This window comes from Paenibacillus sp. NPDC056579 (assembly GCF_042793215.1).
Lineage (GTDB): Bacteria > Bacillota > Bacilli > Paenibacillales > NBRC-103111 > Paenibacillus_S.
In genome coordinates, this window is sequence record NZ_JBHTVD010000012.1 from 97,184 (window position 1) to 117,180 (window position 19,997).

Genomic DNA, 19,997 nt, shown 5'->3' on the forward strand with positions numbered 1-19,997 from the left:
GCTTGTACTGTTCATACATCCTATGCAGCAGACAAGCAAAAGCTCCTCCGCTATCGCCATAACAGGCCATAACGGAGGAGCTTTTATGTAGGGGAATCGTTAGACGTACGGGTTATTTTCCTTTTCGTAGCCGATGGTCGTCTTGACTCCGTGTCCCGGATAGACGATCGTCTCGTCAGGCAGCTCGAACAGCTTCATATGGATTGAATCCATGAGCGTTTCGGTGCGGCCTCCCGGCAGATCGGTCCGGCCGACGGACAAGCGGAACAGCACGTCACCGCCGAACAAATGCGGGCCGAGCAGGAAGCTTACGCTTCCCGGCGAATGACCAGGCGTATGCATCACCTTCATCTCAAGGCCAAGCAGCTTCAATACTTGACCCTCGTCGAGCGCATATTCCGCCGGATCGGTCACGATAGGCGCTCCCAGCTCCGGCCATCGGGCCGAGCCGTTCAGCTTCGGATTCGTCAGCCATTCGGCCTCCGCATCGTGCAGGTACACCGGACAGCCTTTCAGCTTACGGATTTCGTCTACACCGCCGATATGATCGAAATGGGCATGGGTAAGCAAAATCGCCTCGATCTCCATCCCTTCGATGCGCTTGATCAACGGCTTCGGATTCATGCCGGGATCGATAATAATGCCTTTGTTCTCCGCGGGTCTGGACAGCAGGTATGCGTTCGTTCCTAGCGGCCCCAAGGAAAACGGTTCAATCTTCAAGCCTTCCAAGCTCATTCTCTCACTCCACCTTAGAACGTAGAGAGAAGGTCGCGCAGTTCTTTGACAATCGTCGCATGATAGCCTGTGCCTTCTCCATACTGACGGCCCATTTCCTGGCGCGCCACCTTGATTTTTTCATCATAATCCGGAGCCGTGCGATCCGGGTTCTCTTGTTTGAATTGCGTCATAACCGCCTGTACGTTGCTCGGACGAGGTCCCCAATGTCCCAGTACGTGTCCGCTGAAATCGGTGAAAATAACGATCGGAATCGCTTCTCCGCCGCCCGTCAAAAATTGAGCCATCACGTCAGGATGCTCTTCTTTGATCAGTACTTCTACCGGAATACCGGAATTTTCGAGCGCACGAAACACAACAGGCACGTTACGGACTACATCGCCGCACCAGTCAGCCATCAAAATCAAGCAGCGCAGGTCGTCGCGGTTGTTCAGCGATTCGAAGAACTCCTTATCTTCATCGTTCTGCCAAGCAAAGCTGTCGTACCATTCCTGAAACTTCTCCTGGTTCTTCGTCATCCCGTCGATGAATTGCTGCGGAGTCAAGCCGGTTTTAATTTTACTCGCCAGATTCGCTGCCATATCGTAAAGCCCTCCTTTAGGGTGGTATATATTTCATTGTATATAAAAAGGGACGGCTAGGCAATGCAGGATGCAGCGGCGTGCGGCCGTCTATGACATGTTCTAAACTTGAAGAAGGACGATTTTACAAAAAATTTAAAAAAGTAAGTTCAATTAATATTAAAGCCCCGCTCCGATAAGGAACGAGGCTGTTCGTATTAATTGCCGCTGTTTTCCAGAATCAGCCGTTCAATAGCATCAACTTCTGAGGAAGCAAGCAATGGTTTTTTAGGCTTGTACGATTGAATGAAGGATACGAGCTGATCAAGCTTCAGCGCCGTGAATGCCGGGCTTTTGCCGGTCATGTTGCTGTTCGGATGCGTAAGACAGAGAACTCCGGTCAACTCGGGATTCAGCTCAGCCGAACGGAACAGCTCCCTCAGCACATGCTCATACCGGTACAGTTGGGCGGTCATATCGTTTTTGCTCCCAGAATGACTGGACTCGTTCCATTGAATGTAATTTTGCCCGTGCTTGGCGTCGATATAGAATACGCCGTTCGGTCCGATCACAACGTAGTCTAGCTTCTGGTCGCTCGTTCCCGCCTGCACGCGACGCTCTTTCAGCACGCGATACTCCTTGCCTACGGTTTGCAGCAGCTGCGCCAGCTGCTTCTCTCCATCTGCTCCGCCGCCTCCGTGGCTGACACTTTTCTTGCGCTTGATCAGCTTGAACAGCACATAGAGCACCGTCAGCGTCACCGAAGCGATAATAAACGGCGTCACGTAAGGCGCCGCCTTCTCGTCGATCTGCTCCCAATTCGCGCCAAGCGTCAATCCAAGATAAATGAACAAAATAGACCATGGAATAACCGCTAACGTAGTATAAAGTGTAAACAGGCTGAGGGGCATTCTAGCCATCCCTGCAGGAATGGAAATCGCATGGCGAACTACCGGAATAAACCGGGCCGTAAAAATAACGCCGGTACCGTAGCGGTTAAACCAGTTTTCCGCGACATCGATATGGTGCTTATTTATCAAAATGAATTTGCCGTACCGTTCCAGAAACGGTCTGCCGCCGTAACGGCCGATCCAATATACGAAAATTTGGGCAATCGTTCCTCCGATGGTACCGAAAATAACCGCGACAAGAAATGAAACTTCCCCTTTGGCAACCAAGTAACCGCCGAATGCCAGCACGATTTCACTTGGAATGACTTCCAGCATGAGCCCAAGCATGATTCCCCATGCACCAAGACTTTCAATAAACATCAATGCGCTGTGAACCAGATCTTTTAACATTCTTCTCCAGCCTCTTCCTCTCTTCCCGGGCAAGCCCGACTTGTTCGCAATCGTTCCTATTCTATCATATTTCCATTCGGTTCAACCACCCGCAGGAGAATGAAGAGACAAGCAGGAGCATACATTTAGTACAAACTGTCGGGAGCATTGGAATCCAGCCCGATGGAAGGAGTGAGCACCGTGGCCAAAATATTCGTAGTCAGCAACAGACAGCTTCGCCGCTGGTTTCTGCTCGGACTGATGGCGCTAGTGACTTTGGGTGCCGCGTGGTACTGGGGATTTAGCGAAGCGTCGACGACCAGCGGTTTGCCGGATGCATCAGGACAAGGGGAAGCCCGGACGATCCAGCTCGTTACCGGCGAGTTCAAATCTACGGGAGCCGATGGCAAAGAAATCGAAGCTTACCGCTGGGATCCGGGAACGATCTATGTCAAAAAAGGAGAGCGCATCAATCTCTCGATTTACGGGGTTAACGGGACCAGCCATCCGTTCATTATCGACGGCTTGAATGTGAAGGGCGAAGTGAAAAAAGGAAAAGAAACCGTCGTGTCCTTCCGTGCCGACAAGCCGGGAATATACCGGATCATTTGCCTGACGCACCCCGATATCGCCCATAACGGACCGATGGTCGGTTATATCGTTGTCGACGACTGATCCATGCGCAATAGCTGGAATAAGCCCTCTCGCCCGCCGGCGTCAGGGCTTTTTTCGTTTCTTTGATTCAGGTGCAACGCGCCCTCCTCCCGCATACGATATTGTAGAAGAGGAAGGTGAACTGTCCATGAATCCTGGGAATCAATTGAAACATAACCAGTCTTACCCCAGCGCTCGCAAAATACGCCGGGCCTGCGCAAAGGAAATGTACCGTGCCCGCAAAAAAGTCGGCAAATGGATCGCGCCCGATTTGGTGGAAAAAGCGGATGAGCTGTATTACAAAAAGGTGATGCTCAACCTGCAATGGGTCGTAGAAAATTCAAGCAATCGCAAGGCGCTCGCCGATTGGTGGGAAGAGAACGTATGCCCCGAGATCGCGGAGCTGTGGGGTGTGGAGCCTGCGGTGCTGGAGAAGGCATTTAGGGACTCCTTCGGAGGGTGACGCCGTGATGCGTCGGCCTCCGGTGGGTGTGGGAAAGATAAAACAGCTTAGAACGCGGGAATGCTCCAGGGATGAAGGTATCCCCCTCAGGCCGCTGTTGTTCTCGGGAAATTCAGAATAGATTATGATGATAGGTTATTTCCCGAGAATCAAAGGCGGACGCTGACGCTCCTCCGGGGGATGCCAGCACCCTTCCACTGCGCGTTCGCAGGCACACCAAGCCCCACCCGCCGATCACGGCGGCGGATGGGGGGTATCGCTAACCATCGCGGTACTCGATGGTTGGAGCAAGCACCACCATCCCGCATTGCGGATGGTGAAGAGCAGCACCACTATCCCGCACGGGCGGATGGTGAAGGACAAGAGCCGCCATCCGCTGCGAGAGCGGATGGTCAAGCCCGGTCCACGAGGTCGGCGATATCGCCCGACTCGTAGACCGTGACGCCGCGGCGGCCCATGCGCGCCGCGAGAAGCATCCCTCCGGCGACGGTGTCCGCCGGGATCGGTTTGTATTTACGGAGCGGTCCCGTAAATACAAACGACAAAGCCCGCGCTGCGGCCTCGCCCGCACGCTCGCCGAAGCGGAACTCCTCCCGTTCGCCTGTAAGCAGCGACGGGCGGAGGATGGACAAGCCGGGAAGCGCCAGCTGACGGAGTCTTGCCTCCGTCTCGCCTTTGACCCAGCTGTAGAAAAACATCGACCTCGTGTCCGAGCCCATTGCGGTCACGATGACGTACTGCTCCGCCCCGTGTGCGGCAGCCAGCTCAGCCAGCTTCACTGGATACGCGAAGTCCACTTTGCGAAACTGCTCCTGGCTTCCCGCTTTCTTAATCGTCGTTCCGAGCGTGCAGAATACATCGGCACCTTCAAGTACCGGACGATCCAGCTCCAGACGATCGAAATCGACGACCATTTCCGTCAGCTTGGGATGGCTCCGCCCCGTGGATTTTCGGACCAATATATACACACGTTCATACTGATCGTCAGCCAAAAGCTTCCCGAGCAGCGCTTTGCCTACGAGCCCCGTAGCTCCTGCCAGGACGGCTTGTTTTCCCATGGTCAACATCCTTTCGTTCACTCAACATGATCTCATTATATTATATTCATTTTTCGTTCCCTTTGGGGATCAATTGAACATTAGACATACCATGATCCGACCATATAGAGTATTATGAGGTTGTTGGATATACGATAAAAATCGAGGTGTTGTTATATGGACGCTGCTGCTTTCGTTATCGAAAAGCTGGCTGCCAAACTGAAAACCGTACAGGGCATTCAAGCCATCGTCCTGGGAGGCTCGCGGGCATCCGGAACCCATGCCGAGCAGTCAGATATCGACATCGGCTTGTATTACGATCCGGAAGTCCCTATCGATCTGCCTGCTCTTGAGCAGCTCGCTTCTGAGGTCGACGACGAAAGACGCTCCGGCTTGATTACCCCCATCGGCGAATGGGGCCCCTGGATAAACGGCGGAGGCTGGCTCCAGGTGGACGGGCTCGCGGTAGACTTTCTGTACCGCGACTTGAATAAGGTGAACGGCGTGATGGCCGATTGCCTCCAAGGGCGCGTAACAATCGATTATCAGCCGGGGCATCCTCATGGATTCATCAACGCGATGTATATGGCCGAAGCCGCCCGCTGCCTTCCTTTATGGGATCCTTCGGGAGTTATAACGAAGCTGAAGTCTCAAACGGCACCCTATCCTCCGGAGCTTGCGGCGGCGCTAATCCGGACCTTTTTGTGGGAGGCCGGCTTCTCTGTATCGGCCGCCTGCAAAGGGGCAGCCAAGCAGGATGTGTCCTACGCCGCAGGCTGCTGCTTCCGTGCCGTTTCCTGCCTGAACCAGGTGCTGTTCGCGCTGAACGGCCAATACTGGATGAACGAGAAAGGCGCCGTCCAGCTCGCCGGCCGCTTTCCCGTGACCATAACCGACTACAAGAGCAGAATCAACGGCGTATTCACCGGGCTGACATCCGATCCGGATGAGCTTCATGCTGCAATTCAAACGCTGGAGACTATCGTGCAGGAAACGGAGCGTTTGTCCGGAAGTATATCCCCATAACACCATGATTCGAGGCAATTAGCGATTCCAAACGTTCAGTGCGCCTGTCCGTTGGAAAGCGTCGCCCAAGCTGGTACGGACCGTGGATCCGTTATTTCACCGAAAATGGCTCTATTTGTGGAGTGATCGGACAACAAATCCTTTATTTCGCAAATACACGCCGTCTGTCTAGGTAAAATAAGCAAATAACGGACTCACGGTCCGATCGCACTTCAAAAGAAGCATCATTTTAGGAAATAGCGGATCTCCTGTCCGATCTTCGTAATCCTGGGCCGGAAGGGCTTCCTCCCCCGGGAGACTCTGCACATATGTGTCTCTAAACAAACTCAAAGAGGGGCAATATGCCCCTCTTCGTCATTTACATTAAGCTTCTTTCCTCGACTATTCCGCTTGTCGGTTAAAGTTGCTGGCAACGGTAGTTACATCGAAAATATCGATATCGCCGTCCGCATCCACGTCGTACCGCTTCAAGTCGCCATCAGGCTGCTTGTCGTAAGCTTTGGCGAGCCAAACGATATCCATAATGTCGATTTTTCCGCTTCCGTCGAAATCTCCGACATACATCGTGATATCCGGTACAAGGACAGGCGAGCTGCTTCCGCCGGCTGGAACCGACTGCTTCGCTTTGAGATAGGAATCTTTCGCTACCTCAACTTGATAGCTATCACGGCCCAGATCGCTAAATTGGTAAGATCCGTTGTCGCCCGTTACGGTGTCAAGGCTTGTTACCCCATTCAGAAGCAAGCTAACGTTAAAGCCGTCAAGCTTATCCAGGTGATGCTTGTCCGGAACAGCAACTCGTCCTGTCACCGTCATCTTGTGATCGGCAACTTGGGCTTGGTAACCGGATGCTTGTACCTCGATCGGGTTATTGTTACTGTCGGCGAATTTGATGCTGCCCTCAACCGGAGTGAAGGAAACAGGCTTGGCGTCGCTTCCTTTTACACGGAATTGAATCTTCGCGATATTTCCCGAACCGGCCGACCCCGGGCTGTTCCCCAGAAGCGTCTGTGCGAAGCTGATGATTCCTGTTGCCGGATCCACTGCATTTTGAACGACATGACCTTCCGACATCCAGCTGCCTTTGCTGATCTGAACACCTTCGATGGAAGAATCCGCATCAGCGATTTCCAGCAGAGCAGGATCATAATGGAGCTTAAATGCCGCCCCATAGACATCCTTCATGCCCGAAACCTCTACGTTTAACTCATAGCTTTCACCCGAGTATACCTTCTCAGGCCCGGACAGCTTCAGTGTCGGACTCGACGTTTCGACTTCGAATGTAACAGGCTGCGTATACATTGTATACGAGTGACTTTCATTAATGGCCGTCTTGTAGGCCAGAAGCGCATGAGCCGTTCCCTTTTGCTTGCCGGTTACAACATTTCCGTTCACTTCGACAAACTCGCCGCCGCTTATCAGGATGATTTCAGGGACCGCCTCGGTAACTTCACGGTCATAGGATTCCTTGTACACGGCTGTGCTTACGGATTGGCCCAAAGCCAGCGGATACACAGACTGCTTCGGCTTAATCCCAGCCGTCCAGTCCGAAGCCCAATGCGCATAGTCCGTCGTTAACCCATAGGTACCCATTTCATAATAACGGATGTAGTCGTTCTGATTGCGGAAGGTCCATGGCCACACGGTAGTGCCGCGATGCTTGGCGGCTTCCATAAACTTTTCGCCCAAGCCGTCGTAGCTGGTGTTGAAGGTCGTGTTTAACGGCTGAATCACCTTCAGCGTTTCTCTTAAGGATCTGGATACATTCGCCTCATTCGCATAGCCTCCGGTGAGGAAGCCTGCCGACATGCCGGGCATCTGCTGTCCGAGCAGCTGCAGCTGAGCGCCGGTAAAGGAAATGACGACAACCTGGTCTTCTACCTGTTTGTCCTGAATCAGCTTTACCAGCTCCGCCACGATTTCGGGCTTGTAGCTTTTGATCTCTACAAAATGCAGTACATCTTTTCCTTTAAACTCATCAAACATCTGGGCAAGAGTCGGGATCCCTTCATCCGGATATTGTGCCGGAAACTGCTTGTTGGCTTTGAAAGCTTTCAGCTGCTCCAGCGTGTAATCCTCGATATTCCCCGTACCGGTTGTAGTCCGCTCCAGGGTCGGATCATGCATGATGACAATCTGATTGTCCTTCGTCAAATAAATATCGGTTTCCAGTACATCCGCGCCATGCTCGTAAGCCAGCTTATACCCCGCCATGGTATTTTCCGGCGCCAGCGCAGGTATGCCCCGATGGCCGATATTGAGCGGCTTCCGGATCAATGAAACTCCATCCTTGTACAGCTTGAGCGCATCGAAAGCCCGGCTAGGCGTCTCCGTTACAATACCGTTCGTGCCTGAAGTGACCAGACGCTGCATTCCCGCTGGATTGCTCCCGGCAGCAGCCGAATTTTCCTTCAGCCAGACCGTGACGAGTCTCTCCTGCAAATAGGCTACACGTTCGACGGATGCGGCTGCTTCCGGAAGCAGCGCGATCTTCGCCAAACTGCTGTTCGTAGTTCTTCGAATTTGCATCAGATCTTCGTTGGACGAGGTGCTCGAAGATGTAAAATCTACAATTCCCCGGAGGATCGGATAAGCCAATCGTGCTTTCTTCACCAATGCTCCATCCGAAGAGATGACGAACGCGTCCTCTATTCCCAATGTTTGCAGACGTTCAACCAACGCAGTTACCGTTTCTTCATCCTTAACGTAAAATGCCGGAATGACCTTCGCATCGATTGCAGCCAGTACCTCTTCAAGACTTGCCAGCTGCTGTGTGCCTGCCGGATTGGTTACCTTGAGATTCTCGTTGATGTGCAGAACAACGGTAGCAGGCAAGGTCGCCCCGCTTAAGATGCCGAGCTGGCTTAGCGAGGTGAACTCGGCAACGACCGTCGGAGCAAGCGAGAGGCTTGTGTCCGGCTCGGTTACGTTAACGAACCGGTCTGCCGGCATCGGAGGCAGCGCCTCCTCCTGCAGGCTCACACGGATATTATCCACCTTCATTTTGCTGCCGTTGGCTTGCAGCCCGATTCTTCCTTTGGCATATACGGAAGCCAGATCGTTATTGACGATAAGCTGATTGTTGATAAGCTCCTGAACGCGGTTGCCGTGTACTTTGACGGTATACCGGTACAGCTTGGAAGCGTCGATCGCTTCGGTGTAGGAGCCTTTATCCTGTACGTTCCACGCATTTTGCGGCGTTCTCTCAGCGAATTCCACACCGTTCGCCGCTGTAGCATCCTTCCTTACAGCCATCTGATAGTAAGGGAAATTATTATTTTGTATCCGGTACATGATGGAGTTCCAACGAGCGCTGTCATTGGCAGCCAGATGCGTAATGTCCGCTTCGATGCGGTAATTTCCGAACAAGCCCAAATATTCAGGCAAAAGAACCCGCGACGGGTTATCCGGCGAAGCCGTAGCGTCGATCTCAAAGGCATTTCCCTTCACTGCGGCTTTAGCCGGTGTGGAGCCTTCAATACGGCTCCAGCCCTCCGGCATGGCCCCATCGGCAAGTCCGTCAAAATTTTGCTCGTACAGCACATATTCCGAATCAGCGGCAGCTTTGGCCACTACAAGCATTTGAACGGTTTGCTGATCCTTCCGGGCTTGGACGGTATAGACGCCCTTGCGGCTTACGGTCATTTTGCCGGAAGCGAAGGTAACAGCCGGATCCGCACTCGACCACTCCAATTGATCGCCGGTTAAGGTGCCGGATGTAAAATCACTGAAGCTCGCGTTAAAGCTGATCTGATTCAGCTGAGCCGCTTGTTCTGCCGCAGCCAGGATGTAGCCTTTGTCATGCTGAAGCGAAATCACCGCAGGAGCTTGTCCCGAAGGCTCCACCGTGACCGGCTTCTCTGCCGTTGCATTCAAGTACACAGCTTTTATAGTGGCTTGACCTTGCTTAAGCGGATAGAGTTGATTATCTACCACTTTCAGCACCGTCTCATCGGAGGAATACCACTTGATCCGATCCGATCCTACTGGCTCGGTCAGACCATCCGAGTAATAGACGCTGCCTGTTACGCTTACAGGACCGGATAATGCCTTCATAGCACCGGGCACGTTCAAATCCAATCGATTGGCCATAATCCGGGTTACCTTAAGATTGTCGAACGATACGTTGACCTGATCTCCCTGGTATCCCACCTTGCCCCGCTCAAGAAGGTCTGAAGTAAAGCTTTTATCCATCAGCAGGGTGTATTCCGGATCGTTCTTCGCCTTGATATATTCCTTCACGCGATTATCCGCAACTCTCACCTTAAGCGTATAGTCGGATTGAAGGGCCAGCGGTTTCCATGATCCGCTCACCGGAACCGACCAGCTGTTACTTGGCGTGCGATAAGCCATTTCATATTTGCCGCTTTGTCTAACGGCCATTTGGTTGTAAGGATTCTTGCCGTTAGCCGGCACACGGAACATGACCGATGCCCATCTCTCGGAGTTCAATACCTTCTCAAACCGCATATCGGATTCAATGACATAATGATCCCACTGGACGGGAGCTGTAATTCTTGCCTGCTTTCCTGACGCGTTCCCTTCAAATGAAAGCCTGCTCCCATAAGTGTCCCGGGTTACCGAAAAGGCCGGGCTGCCCGTGTTTACATCCGAAATCCAGCCGAAAGGCACCTGCCCGGCGGGAGTTTGCTCGAAATCTTCTTGAAGAAGAACGTGGTCGCTATTGTAGGTAACCGTCTGCTCATCCAGGTGGAGCGTTCCGTATCCGGTTGTATCGTTCCAGAACGAATTCGATTGGAAGGCGCTCCAATAACTGACCCGGGCCTGAGCTCCTGCATCGTCTCGGTCCGTTACTCCCATCTCGAAGCCAAGCTGCTTAGTTAACATAGGGTCAAAAGAAAGCATGCTCCATGGCACGGCGATCTCGGAGGTCCAGCCTTGATCCGTTGTACGAATAGCTCTTAAAATCTTTTTCTCATCTTTACCGCTGTGATTATTCAGAGCGGCTCCGAATTGAAAGGTCGGCGTCACCGAGTCCGGCTGATAAACCAGACCGATTTGCATATCGTTGGCAGCAAACGGGGCCGACCGGTGGAGTGTCGGATCAAAAAACATGCTGATATTGTCCTGATCGAACCAATAGCCTGGCGCTTCGTGGACAAGACGGTCATCTTTCATCGTTACAGCAATGTAGAGGTATTGATAGTCCCACAACATCCCGAACCGGGCATCCTCGAAGTCTCCCGTTCCGGTGCGCTGCTGCAGAGCTTCATTCATCTGCCAGACGGACTCGTCCGGCTTCCCGTCAATGAGGGGAGGCATCGCCGTACGGGCAACATTCATCGATTTGCGTGAGGGGGTCGGGTCTGCGGCTGACACGGGAAGCTGGAATAAACTGAATAATAGCGACACAATAAGAACGATATTGCAATATCGGAAGCCACGTTTCATCCTTTTTTTCACACCTCGCCATTGTTAATTAATCGCATTAAGATTTGTACACTTTCCGCTCTCGTTGCCTGACCGGATGGAACAAACAGATGCCCTTCCCTTCCTTCGACAAAACCGCGCTCAGCGGCGAAATCCACATAAGGCAATGCCCATTCCGCCACTTGCCCCTTATCCGCGAATGCAGCGGGGATAGAAGCTTGAATCGATTTACCCGTTACATGGGCGTATGCTCTTATCAGCATGGTAACCATTTCCTCCCGGGTAATGGATGCATCCGGTATAAAACGGTTATTCGATGCGCCTGTGACAATCCCGGCTTCAGCCGCTGCATTGACTTCGGTGTAGTACCATTTGTCGGCTGTAACATCCTGGAATACAGAGGCGCTGCCTGAGGTTAATCCGAGCATTCGAACAAGCAGCGCCGCAAACTCCGCGCGAGTCACCGACTGCTCCGGAGCAAAATTCGTTTCACTCACTCCTTTGACGATTTTTTTAGCCGATAACTGCCTGATTGCCTCTTGAGCCCAGTGCTTCTGCGGTACATCCGAATAGGCCTTGCTGTATTGAAGCAGCGCATATTTGCTGAAATGATGCAGGTCGGCATGGAGACGGCCATTCTCAAAGCGCCCTTTTACATACTCAAGCGCGCCGTTATCGCTTAGAAAGTACAAATTCGTTATGGCCGGATTGGCTTGTCCATTTCCCGTCATGACAAGCTTGACCGGTTTCGGAAACGCGGGTAGAGTCCGATCGCTGCCGTCCTTTTCTTGAATGGCTGCCTGCAGCTCCACTACGTCCCCGATCGGGATGATCGATGCACCCTCCCCTTTTTGGGCTTGTTCAAGAAGTGTGTCCCGCTCCGGGCTCTTCATCACATCAACCCGAATGACGATTCGAGAATTCGACGCATTCTCCTCCGATAGCAGTGCCGCCAATGAGGAGAACAGCTCGAACGGCAGGACGAGGGCCGTGCTGCCTTTGACGACAGACACGCTTCCGCTGCCCGACATCAGCTCAGCCAAATTAGGAGGAAAGACGAGCTCCCGCTCGTTATCGGCGAGCGATATATGCAGCATCCCCTCTTTGAGCGCATTCCGTATTTGCTCCTCCGAATAGACCTTCTGGCCCTCCTGGGCATGCTGAGGTACCGATACGGATCCGCCCCCGGAGGAACGGGGTCCCCGGTCAATATCCGGAGTGACGGGAACCAGAATTGTGTCCACTCCTATGTACTTGGCCGCCGAGTTTACCAGCTTGGCTTCTCCGATGGACAAACCGTGCGGGCCGGAGGCTCCCGGCTTTACTTTGAACGTCGCCTTAAACAGCAATTCATTGTCAAAGCTCCGTCCAGGACCGTCTCCCAGCTGTGCCTTGCTGTAGGAAATCAAGCCTTTGGAGGTGTCCGTGCTTTGGATCATGAACGCATCCCAGCCTCCGCTGTCGACCTGCACCCCAGGCTCTTGGGGATTGGCATCGACAACCTCCAGTCTGGCCGGATCGTACTTGAGCTCAACGGTTCCAGCAATCATATCCGATGCAGATACAAGCACCTCCGCTGTAAACGTGCCTCCCTCCTTCGGAAAGCTTTCAGGGAGCTTCACCAGCTTGACGGTCGATTCGGCTGCATAAGCAGGAGGAACAGGCAGCAGCGAGCCCGATGTCGCCAATCCCACTGCGGCGGTAATCGTCAAGCAGAAATGAAGGATTGATTTGCGATGATTGGCCATAAAGTTTCCATCCTTTATATGAAATTTATACAAATAGTTCCACAAAGCTAATTTAACAGAGTAAATGGTTTATTTTGTTAACTAGGCTTAAATCATTTGTAAACGAATCCGTTGCATTCCTAGCGGCATAAGGAACGAGGGAAACGATGCGACTCGCTTTGGGGAAATAGTCTATGTGCAGGATGGCAATGGGGAGATCCGAGTGGACGGCGAGGGCTTCGGCAAAGTGTCTAAAAACGAAAACCCGCCTGGCGGCAAATAGGGCATGCCGAGGCGGGTTTTTCGCATATTTTCTTTAAAAGTGAGAGGTGACGATCTTGGTCGTCAGCAGAACACTACGTCTTCGCGGTCTATTACTTCGCTGCCGGCTGGAAAAACTCAAGACGCTCTCCGTCCGGTCCGAAGAAAAAGGCGATTTGGTCTCCTTGCAAAATCGTCCGCGGAGTTTCGTCCATCAGCTTCACGCCGAAGCTTTTCAGCCGATCGATTTCCGCTTGGATGTCGCTGACGGTGAACGCGATATGATGGACGATCCCGTTGTCCGGCAATCCGTCATGTCCGCGGCCAATCAGCTCGATTTCGATGTTGTCCGATCCCGGGAACGACAAGAAGCTAAGCTCCGCACCGTCTGCCAGCGCAACGCGCTTCACGAGATTCAGCCCCAACACCTCCGTATAAAAGCGGATGGACGCATCCATATCCTTGACCATAACTCCGATATGCTCCAGCTTGTGAATCATTCCGAATCCACCTTTCCGACCGTTAGGTCCTCAACTTTACTAGAATGGAAAAAACCGTTTACGCATGAAGAATATCACGGACAAGCCGTTTGTGCAATCGCTTCATTTAAGGATTAGTCGCGACCCGGCTTCTGATAGCTCGTTATCCCTCAAGTGCACTGGATCGTGCCGCTCTGCTAGCCTTCTCCCCGAATTACCTCCACCCGGTTCCGTCCGAGCTCTTTTGCCATGTACAGCGCCCGGTCGGCGGCATCCGCAAGCTCATAAAATCCTCTATCCTCTCCCGCTTCCCACGATGCCTCAATAGATGCTGCCCCAATGCTTACGGTGAGCGGAATGAGCACCCCCTCATCCGAATAAGGGGCGGCCTCCACTTGCCGCCGAATCGCTTCTCCCTGGCGCATCGCTTCTTCCAGCCCGATTTTCGGCAGCAGGAGGATGAACTCCTCGCCTCCGTACCGGGCAAGCAAGTCGCCCTGCCGCATCGTTTGCTTCAAAATATCGGCCACATAATGCAGCACGCGGTCTCCTGTCGAATGACCGAACGAGTCGTTCACTTTTTTGAAATGATCGACGTCGATCATCAGCAAGGAACAGGGCTGGTGAAGCTTCAAACAGGCGTCCACCAGATGCATCCCTTCCTGCTGCATATATCTCCGGTTATGAAGCTCGGTCAGCGCATCGATTCGGGCGTGCTCCTCCAGCAGCTGTACCGTGCTTCTCAGCTTCCGGCTCATCAGATTGAATGTATCGCACAGCTCCCTAAGCTCTATCGGGGCATACTTGAACACGCTGCGGTTAATCCAGTAGTCGTATTGCCCTTCCTTGATCACCTTCGTTCCCTGCAGCAAAAAGGCAAGCGGCACCTCCATCCGGCGGGTGACCACTATAATGCCGTATAAGCTGATGGTAAGGACGAATAAAGTAATGACAACGATCACGAACACGGAATTGTACAAAGGCCCGAGCACCGCAATGCGCTCCATCTCCGCAACGACAATCCAACGCCGATCCTCGGTCCATTGATATGCCCCGAATACAGCGTCTCCTTTGTAATTGATATAGACCGATCGCTCCTCCTGGTCGCTCTTAGCCTGCTTAACGATGCTGAGGTTGCTTTCTGCTCGAAACCCTTTTTGCTGATCGGGACTCAGCTTGGTAATAAACATGCCGTCGCGGTCCAGCACATACTGTTCCCCCATCCCACGGAGATGCACCGACTGCAAAATATCATGAATCGTGTCGAGCTTAACCTTCCCGATGACGACCCCGTTCGCCTCCCCCCAATCGGTGAGGATCGGAACGGCCAACAGGATAACGGGTTCGGTCGGCTCCAGAACGACGCCTGACACGTATTCCTTCCCGCTCATGCCTGCTTGAAAATATAGCGTATCTTTTATATCGTCGCTCCAATACGGGATCGCGGTTCCGTTCACGACAATTCCTTCCCGGTTCACGAAGGAAATCTCGCTAAAATCATTCTGGTTGATATAAAACCTCTCAAGCTCGCTGCCAATGGAGGACTTGTCCAACGATTTTACGCGGTCACTCCCGGCTAGAGACCATAGATCAGACAACCGTTCCTGCGTCCACCGGTTTACAAACTTCGTCTGCAAATTGAGCTTTTCCTCGATTTGGGCGCGAACGGCCCGTTCCGTCTCCTGTTTCCCCATCCAATAGACCGTCATATTAATGACGAGGCCAAGAACTACAACTATCAATGTGATCCAAAACATTAACTGCTGTTGGAGCGTGTATAATCGAAGCCATCGAAGAAGGATGCGAATCACCTGCTTTTGGTAAAGAAATTAGTATTGTAGAATCGTGTCGATTTTTATATACTAAGCCTATTCTGTCTTGGGGTATCGGGAAAAAGGAGACTTATAGTTTATGGAATGGCCTGCTACGGATATGCTAGTATTTTTGATTATTGCCGGCTTTGTTGCAGCCTTTATCGACTCGGTAGTCGGCGGCGGAGGCTTGATTTCGGTCCCCGCCTTGATGCTTACGGGGCTGCCTCCGAGCATGATGCTCGGAACGAACAAGCTTGGCGGTACTTTATCATCGGCAACAAGTACCATTTCTTTTATATTCTCGGGCAAAATAAACGGAAAGCTCGTTCTTGCCTTATTTCCGCTTTCTTTCATAGGCTCGGTGCTAGGCACGTATTCGGTTCATTTGCTGCCCTCGGCATTTCTGCAGCCGTTGGTTGTAAGCCTTCTCGTCATAGTCCTAATCTACACTTTATTCAAAAAAAACTGGGGAGCCGAAGCCACTCCCCGCCCTTTGAGCACAACCGGCAAAACCATAGCTGCCGTTAGCGCCTTTATTCTCGGCTATTACGACGGCTTCTTCGGTCCCGGAACCGGGTCGTTCCTGTTGTTCCTGTTCCTGCTGCTCGGCTTCGATTTCGTAGGAGCTTCCGCCAACGCCAAGGTGCTGAACCTGGCTAGCAACATCGCTAGTCTAGCTTCCTTTTTTATTCTCGGCTCGGTGCATGTCGGATTCGGGCTTCCAATGGGCATCGCCATGATCGCAGGAGCCTTCGTCGGATCCCGGGTCGCCATTCGCCACGGCTCCCGCTATGTTAAGCCTTTGTTCATCGGCGTTACTACGATTTTAATAGGCAAACAGCTATGGGATCTATTGCATTAACAAAAATAATAACGTTTTTTTCGATAAATATCGTCATAAACCTTCTAAATTCGACACAATCCTTTGTAACTTTTGCTTCTCTATCCTCTCATCGGCACTACTTTTTCAGGCAACAAAAAAACGGCTCAACGGACTCCTTCAAGCAAGGACCGGTCCGAGGGCCGTTTTTCTATTAAAAGCTTGGTCGCCATCTTCATATCAATTAGCGGCAAACCATACAAGAGAGCTCATATAATTGGAGCTGACGTGACGAACCTGATTGCGGAAAAACTCTTTGGTCGGGTCAAGAACGATGAACGGCTCGCTCACATTGCGCGAATCCTCCCACACGCACTCGACGCCGCGGCCGTCTGCTGTGCCCGCAAACATGCTGCAGCCTTTGCAAAACTGCTCGCGCTGCTGATCGTCCAGCTTCACGACTTTATTTCGCAAACAGCAATACACTTGCCCTTCCTGATCCATGTAATTAATATGGTTAACGGTTTTCACCTAAGTCCACCCCTCGATTTGTAAGATATGAATGTAATATTTATTATATAAACCGATTGTTAAATGTATGAACCCTTTTTATTAACCTTTTTTAAAATTGGGCGGCCAAGTGTAAACTTGAATTCATCCAAAAAATCATATAGTATAAACTTGCCTAATGATTGTTAGTTTCTTCTTGTGAAAGGATGCTGCTCTCATTGACAGTCACCAAAATTAAAGAAGCCGCATTGCGGCTGTTCGCACAATACGGCTATGAAGGCACGGCATTAGCGGAAATTGCCAAAGCGGTCGGCATTAAGGCTCCTTCTCTCTATGCCCATTTCAAAAGCAAGGAAGAGCTGTTTCTGGTCATCTTTGACGAAGTCCTGCAGGCTCATTTGGACCGTGCCGCAGCGCTCGAATCGTTGATCCAGGGCAAATCCGTTCACGATAAGCTGTACACGATTCTTCAGGACGCCTGCCAAACCTACCTGCTGAGCGAGGAGCACATCACGTTCCTGAAGCGGGCGATGCTGTTTCCGCCTGGATCGCTGCAGCAGGAGCTGAGAAGGCGGTTCGCCGGCTCCGAAACCGGGCTGTCCGAAGTGCTGCTTGCCATATTCGAAGAGGGGATGAGAGACGGCATCCTCCGCCCCGAGAACAAGGAGGATCTGCTCGCCTCCTATTACTGCCTGCTGGACGGCTCGTTCATTCAGCAATTTTATTACGCCCGCCACGATTTCGAATCGCGGATCCGCAGCGTCTGGCGGTTGTATTGGCAGGGCATTACTTTGTAGAATAGAAAAGACAGGACCTCCCGGTATCTCGTTCGAAGGCGATTTCGCACGAAATGTACCGAAGAATCCTGTCTTTTTTGTTACCCGTTAAACAACCCACTAGTAAGCCAAAAGCTGCGGATGGAAGCCTCTTGCCAGCCCACCGAATACCGAAGACTATCGGCCTTCCTCCCGGTGCAATCCGGTCCGCACGCCAGCTTCCAGAGGAAACGCCGCTTGAATGGCGGCTGCAATCTGTTTGGCCATCGTCATCACCCTGTACAGCGAAGTGCTCTGCAGGGTCGAATACTTTTGTCCCCCGTCTACATTGACGATCCCCGCAATCGAGTAATCCCCTACGGCAGGCAATTGCTTGCCCATCGATTTGCCCGGCTCCATCGGCTGATTGGATACTTGGAAGCAGCTAACGGATGCCGGCTGTCCCAGGCAAGCGTCTATCGCCATCACTTTGAGCCCCTGCGGGATTTCCGCCAGCCGCTCGGTCATATTGCTCGCATCCAAAGGGTACTGCAGCGTTCCGACGATATGCGGGTAGCCCGCCTCCTCCAGCATCGTCCCGACCAAAGGACCGAGCGAATCCCCTGTCGACCGGTCCGTGCCTATACATAGAAACAGCAGCTTCTCAGCGCCGCTATCCGACTGCCGTATCTGCAGAAGCCAATCGGCCAGCTCGGGACCCTTTACTTTTTTGCGAATCACCGGAGCCTGTTCTTGTTTGTTCCCGTCCATGACCTCATCGCCTCCTCTTCCACTGTCCGTATAGCCTCAACGTTTTCCTTATTGTAGCACAGCATCGGAAAGATTTGTTGTTCTGCGGGCGCCCATGATATAATGCCGTAAAAACGGATTGCCAAGAGGACGGGTCCGCCATGCTCATCATCAAGCTTCTTGCCATCATTACCCTTATATATTGGATCGTCATGCTTATGGATACGATACGGGCGCGAAAAAGCATGCTCCATTTGCCTCATGCGCCGGAAGGCATCGCCTCTATGAGCGCCGCAGGCAAAAAGCCGGAAGGTCTCGCAGCGGACAAGCAGGAGCTTCCGCTCGTTTCGGTCATCATTGCCGCCAAAGAAGAAGAGGCATCGATTACGGAAACGGTGAAGCATCTGCTGAACCAGACGTATCCGCGGCTCGAAATTATCGCCGTCAACGACCGCTCGCAGGACGGGACCGGCCGCAAGCTCGAGGAGCTGCGCAAATGGTCGGAGGGTCGCAGACATATTGCCGTCCCGCTGACCGTGATTCATGTAACCTCGCTTCCCGGCGGCTGGCTGGGTAAAAATCATGCGCTTTATCAAGGCTACAAGCAGGCCAGGGGACAGTATATTCTATTCACCGACGCCGATGTGCTGTTCGAGCCGAATACGGTTACCGATGCGGTTCACTTCATGAAGCAGCACGATGTCGATCATTTGGCTCTCGCGCCCGATATGGCCGTGAGCGGCTTCTGGCTCAGAGCGTTCGTCGCGTATTTCTTCTTCACCTTAAGCCTGTATGTCCGCCCGTGGAGGGCGAACGTCGATACCCAGCACAAGCACGGGATGGGAGTCGGCGCCTTCAACATGCTGACCCGGCGGGCATACGAGCAGATCGGCACGCACAAGGCCTTTGCGCTGCGGCCGGACGACGACCTCGTTCTCGGTATGCGGGTCAAGCAAGCGCAGCTGCGGCAGCGCCTGGCTTCCGGCAAAGACCATATTGCCGTAGAGTGGTACACCAGCTTGAAGGAAGCCGTGCGCGGACTGGAGAAAAACTTGTTCTCCGGCTTCCACTACCGAATCGGTCTCGCCGCCGCTGCCGTTGCCGGACAGCTTGCGCTCTTTTTGTTTCCATTTATAGCGGTGTTTGCCGTCGGCGGCTGGCCGCGTTGGATTTACGCCCTATCGATACCGGTCATGCTATTCGTTTATTTCAGGCTGGTCCGCTCGTTAACGAGCTTCAGCGGGAGAGAAGCGTCAGCCTTTCCGCTGACTGTCTGCCTGCTCAGTTACATCGTGGTTCGCTCGGTATGGTTGACGCTTCGCCAGGACGGAATCTATTGGCGGGGCACCTTTTATTCGCTGGACGAGCTGAGGAAAATGCAGCGTTAGCTTTTCCAGCCATCATTTACGAAATTTTTACACAAGCTTTAGTTATGTTATTATATGATAAAAACATAAGGGCGTTTTCGAAAGCTTGATCGAAGCCTACCCGGCTCATCGATCACGGCAGCCGGCGCTGAAATAAAGGGGAGCTGACCATGAATTTATCGATCAGGCAATTCACTTATGTAACGGTCGTCACCGTGCTTACTTTTCTTCTTGTTGCAGCCTATCAGTGTACCACTTTGAACAGCTGAGCTTGGTTTATACAATAGATAAATCTATAGATGAATGACCGACACGGGCGCACCGTGTCTTATTTGTTTTTTTCAGGCCCATTGGGCATAAGGCTGCAC

16 protein-coding genes and 1 pseudogene are annotated in these 19,997 nt (G+C 52.4%); 6 read left to right on the forward strand and 11 right to left on the reverse strand.

What is annotated here, in order from left to right:
• Positions 1–99: 99 nt before the first annotated feature.
• From ACFQ88_RS32725 to uptA, 4 genes and pseudogenes are all read right to left on the reverse strand, one after another.
• The gene (locus ACFQ88_RS32725) at positions 100–735 is read right to left on the reverse strand and encodes an MBL fold metallo-hydrolase (protein ID WP_379461117.1); all 636 of its coding nucleotides are present in this window, start codon (positions 733–735) and stop codon (positions 100–102) included.
• Between the two features lie 14 nt (positions 736–749).
• The gene (locus tag ACFQ88_RS32730; RefSeq protein WP_239629708.1) at positions 750–1,316 is read right to left on the reverse strand and encodes a thioredoxin family protein; all 567 of its coding nucleotides are present in this window, start codon (positions 1,314–1,316) and stop codon (positions 750–752) included.
• 197 nt (positions 1,317–1,513) lie between these two features.
• Complete coding sequence (locus ACFQ88_RS32735) at positions 1,514–2,023, reverse strand: nuclease-related domain-containing protein (RefSeq protein WP_379461372.1); 510 nt, start codon at positions 2,021–2,023, stop codon at positions 1,514–1,516.
• Positions 1,997–2,596: pseudogene (uptA, locus tag ACFQ88_RS32740) on the reverse strand (undecaprenyl phosphate transporter UptA); the annotation flags it as partial. The pseudogene uptA and the gene ACFQ88_RS32735, both read right to left, overlap by 27 nt.
• A gap of 180 nt (positions 2,597–2,776) precedes the next feature.
• On the opposite strand from uptA, the gene ACFQ88_RS32745 reads away from it, so the two are divergent.
• Both ACFQ88_RS32745 and ACFQ88_RS32750 read left to right on the forward strand, forming a co-directional pair.
• A complete protein-coding gene (locus tag ACFQ88_RS32745; RefSeq protein WP_239629711.1) occupies positions 2,777–3,250 on the forward strand; it encodes a cupredoxin domain-containing protein in 474 nt (157 codons plus the stop codon).
• A gap of 127 nt (positions 3,251–3,377) precedes the next feature.
• The gene (locus ACFQ88_RS32750; protein WP_239629714.1) at positions 3,378–3,692 is read left to right on the forward strand and encodes a dehydrogenase; all 315 of its coding nucleotides are present in this window, start codon (positions 3,378–3,380) and stop codon (positions 3,690–3,692) included.
• Positions 3,693–4,084: 392 nt separating this feature from the next.
• On the opposite strand, the gene ACFQ88_RS32755 is transcribed toward ACFQ88_RS32750, so the two are convergent.
• Complete coding sequence (locus tag ACFQ88_RS32755) at positions 4,085–4,750, reverse strand: NAD(P)H-binding protein (protein ID WP_379461120.1); 666 nt, start codon at positions 4,748–4,750, stop codon at positions 4,085–4,087.
• Positions 4,751–4,906: 156 nt separating this feature from the next.
• Between ACFQ88_RS32755 and ACFQ88_RS32760 the strand changes: the two genes are divergently transcribed.
• On the forward strand, positions 4,907–5,755 hold the full coding sequence (locus ACFQ88_RS32760; protein WP_379461122.1) for a nucleotidyltransferase domain-containing protein: 849 nt from the start codon (positions 4,907–4,909) through the stop codon (positions 5,753–5,755).
• A 381-nt stretch (positions 5,756–6,136) separates the two neighbouring features.
• Here ACFQ88_RS32760 and ACFQ88_RS32765 read toward each other — a convergent pair whose 3' ends face one another.
• The 4 genes from ACFQ88_RS32765 to ACFQ88_RS32780 all read right to left on the reverse strand — a co-directional run bounded on the left by ACFQ88_RS32765 (position 6,137) and on the right by ACFQ88_RS32780 (position 15,370).
• Positions 6,137–11,167: a glycerophosphodiester phosphodiesterase family protein gene (locus ACFQ88_RS32765; protein WP_379461124.1), complete on the reverse strand. Its 5,031-nt coding sequence runs from the start codon at positions 11,165–11,167 to the stop codon at positions 6,137–6,139.
• An 8-nt stretch (positions 11,168–11,175) separates the two neighbouring features.
• Positions 11,176–12,894, reverse strand: coding sequence for an S-layer homology domain-containing protein (locus tag ACFQ88_RS32770; RefSeq protein WP_379461126.1), 1,719 nt, complete (start codon positions 12,892–12,894; stop codon positions 11,176–11,178).
• A gap of 353 nt (positions 12,895–13,247) precedes the next feature.
• Positions 13,248–13,634 (reverse strand): VOC family protein, encoded by a 387-nt coding sequence (locus ACFQ88_RS32775; protein WP_239629724.1) that lies wholly within the window; start codon positions 13,632–13,634, stop codon positions 13,248–13,250.
• Between the two features lie 176 nt (positions 13,635–13,810).
• Entirely contained in the window at positions 13,811–15,370 is a 1,560-nt protein-coding gene (locus ACFQ88_RS32780; protein WP_379461129.1) for a sensor domain-containing diguanylate cyclase, read from the reverse strand.
• Positions 15,371–15,524: 154 nt separating this feature from the next.
• On the opposite strand from ACFQ88_RS32780, the gene ACFQ88_RS32785 reads away from it, so the two are divergent.
• On the forward strand, positions 15,525–16,289 hold the full coding sequence (locus ACFQ88_RS32785) for a sulfite exporter TauE/SafE family protein (protein WP_379461131.1): 765 nt from the start codon (positions 15,525–15,527) through the stop codon (positions 16,287–16,289).
• A gap of 198 nt (positions 16,290–16,487) precedes the next feature.
• On the opposite strand, the gene ACFQ88_RS32790 is transcribed toward ACFQ88_RS32785, so the two are convergent.
• Positions 16,488–16,778, reverse strand: coding sequence for a hypothetical protein (locus ACFQ88_RS32790; RefSeq protein ID WP_239629730.1), 291 nt, complete (start codon positions 16,776–16,778; stop codon positions 16,488–16,490).
• 197 nt (positions 16,779–16,975) lie between these two features.
• Here ACFQ88_RS32790 and ACFQ88_RS32795 point away from each other — a divergent pair, with 197 nt between their 5' ends.
• Positions 16,976–17,554 carry a TetR/AcrR family transcriptional regulator gene (locus ACFQ88_RS32795; protein WP_239629732.1) on the forward strand — a complete coding sequence of 193 codons (579 nt, stop codon included), beginning with the start codon at positions 16,976–16,978 and terminating at the stop codon, positions 17,552–17,554.
• 156 nt (positions 17,555–17,710) lie between these two features.
• Here ACFQ88_RS32795 and yyaC read toward each other — a convergent pair whose 3' ends face one another.
• A complete protein-coding gene (yyaC, locus tag ACFQ88_RS32800; protein ID WP_379461134.1) occupies positions 17,711–18,283 on the reverse strand; it encodes a spore protease YyaC in 573 nt (190 codons plus the stop codon).
• Between the two features lie 140 nt (positions 18,284–18,423).
• On the opposite strand from yyaC, the gene ACFQ88_RS32805 reads away from it, so the two are divergent.
• The gene (locus ACFQ88_RS32805; RefSeq protein ID WP_239629736.1) at positions 18,424–19,650 is read left to right on the forward strand and encodes a glycosyltransferase family 2 protein; all 1,227 of its coding nucleotides are present in this window, start codon (positions 18,424–18,426) and stop codon (positions 19,648–19,650) included.
• Positions 19,651–19,997: the final 347 nt, after the last annotated feature.

Coding starts and splice junctions, on each gene's coding strand:
- ACFQ88_RS32775 (WP_239629724.1), bottom strand. CDS start 13,634: ATGATTCACAAGCTGGAGCATATCGGAGTTATGGTCAAGGATATGGAT.
- ACFQ88_RS32725 (WP_379461117.1), bottom strand. CDS start 735: ATGAGCTTGGAAGGCTTGAAGATTGAACCGTTTTCCTTGGGGCCGCTA.
- ACFQ88_RS32730 (WP_239629708.1), bottom strand. CDS start 1,316: ATGGCAGCGAATCTGGCGAGTAAAATTAAAACCGGCTTGACTCCGCAG.
- ACFQ88_RS32785 (WP_379461131.1), top strand. CDS start 15,525: ATGGAATGGCCTGCTACGGATATGCTAGTATTTTTGATTATTGCCGGC.
- ACFQ88_RS32805 (WP_239629736.1), top strand. CDS start 18,424: ATGCTCATCATCAAGCTTCTTGCCATCATTACCCTTATATATTGGATC.
- ACFQ88_RS32770 (WP_379461126.1), bottom strand. CDS start 12,894: ATGGCCAATCATCGCAAATCAATCCTTCATTTCTGCTTGACGATTACC.
- ACFQ88_RS32765 (WP_379461124.1), bottom strand. CDS start 11,167: ATGAAACGTGGCTTCCGATATTGCAATATCGTTCTTATTGTGTCGCTA.
- ACFQ88_RS32780 (WP_379461129.1), bottom strand. CDS start 15,370: ATGTTTTGGATCACATTGATAGTTGTAGTTCTTGGCCTCGTCATTAAT.
- ACFQ88_RS32760 (WP_379461122.1), top strand. CDS start 4,907: ATGGACGCTGCTGCTTTCGTTATCGAAAAGCTGGCTGCCAAACTGAAA.
- ACFQ88_RS32750 (WP_239629714.1), top strand. CDS start 3,378: ATGAATCCTGGGAATCAATTGAAACATAACCAGTCTTACCCCAGCGCT.
- yyaC (WP_379461134.1), bottom strand. CDS start 18,283: ATGGACGGGAACAAACAAGAACAGGCTCCGGTGATTCGCAAAAAAGTA.
- ACFQ88_RS32755 (WP_379461120.1), bottom strand. CDS start 4,750: ATGGGAAAACAAGCCGTCCTGGCAGGAGCTACGGGGCTCGTAGGCAAA.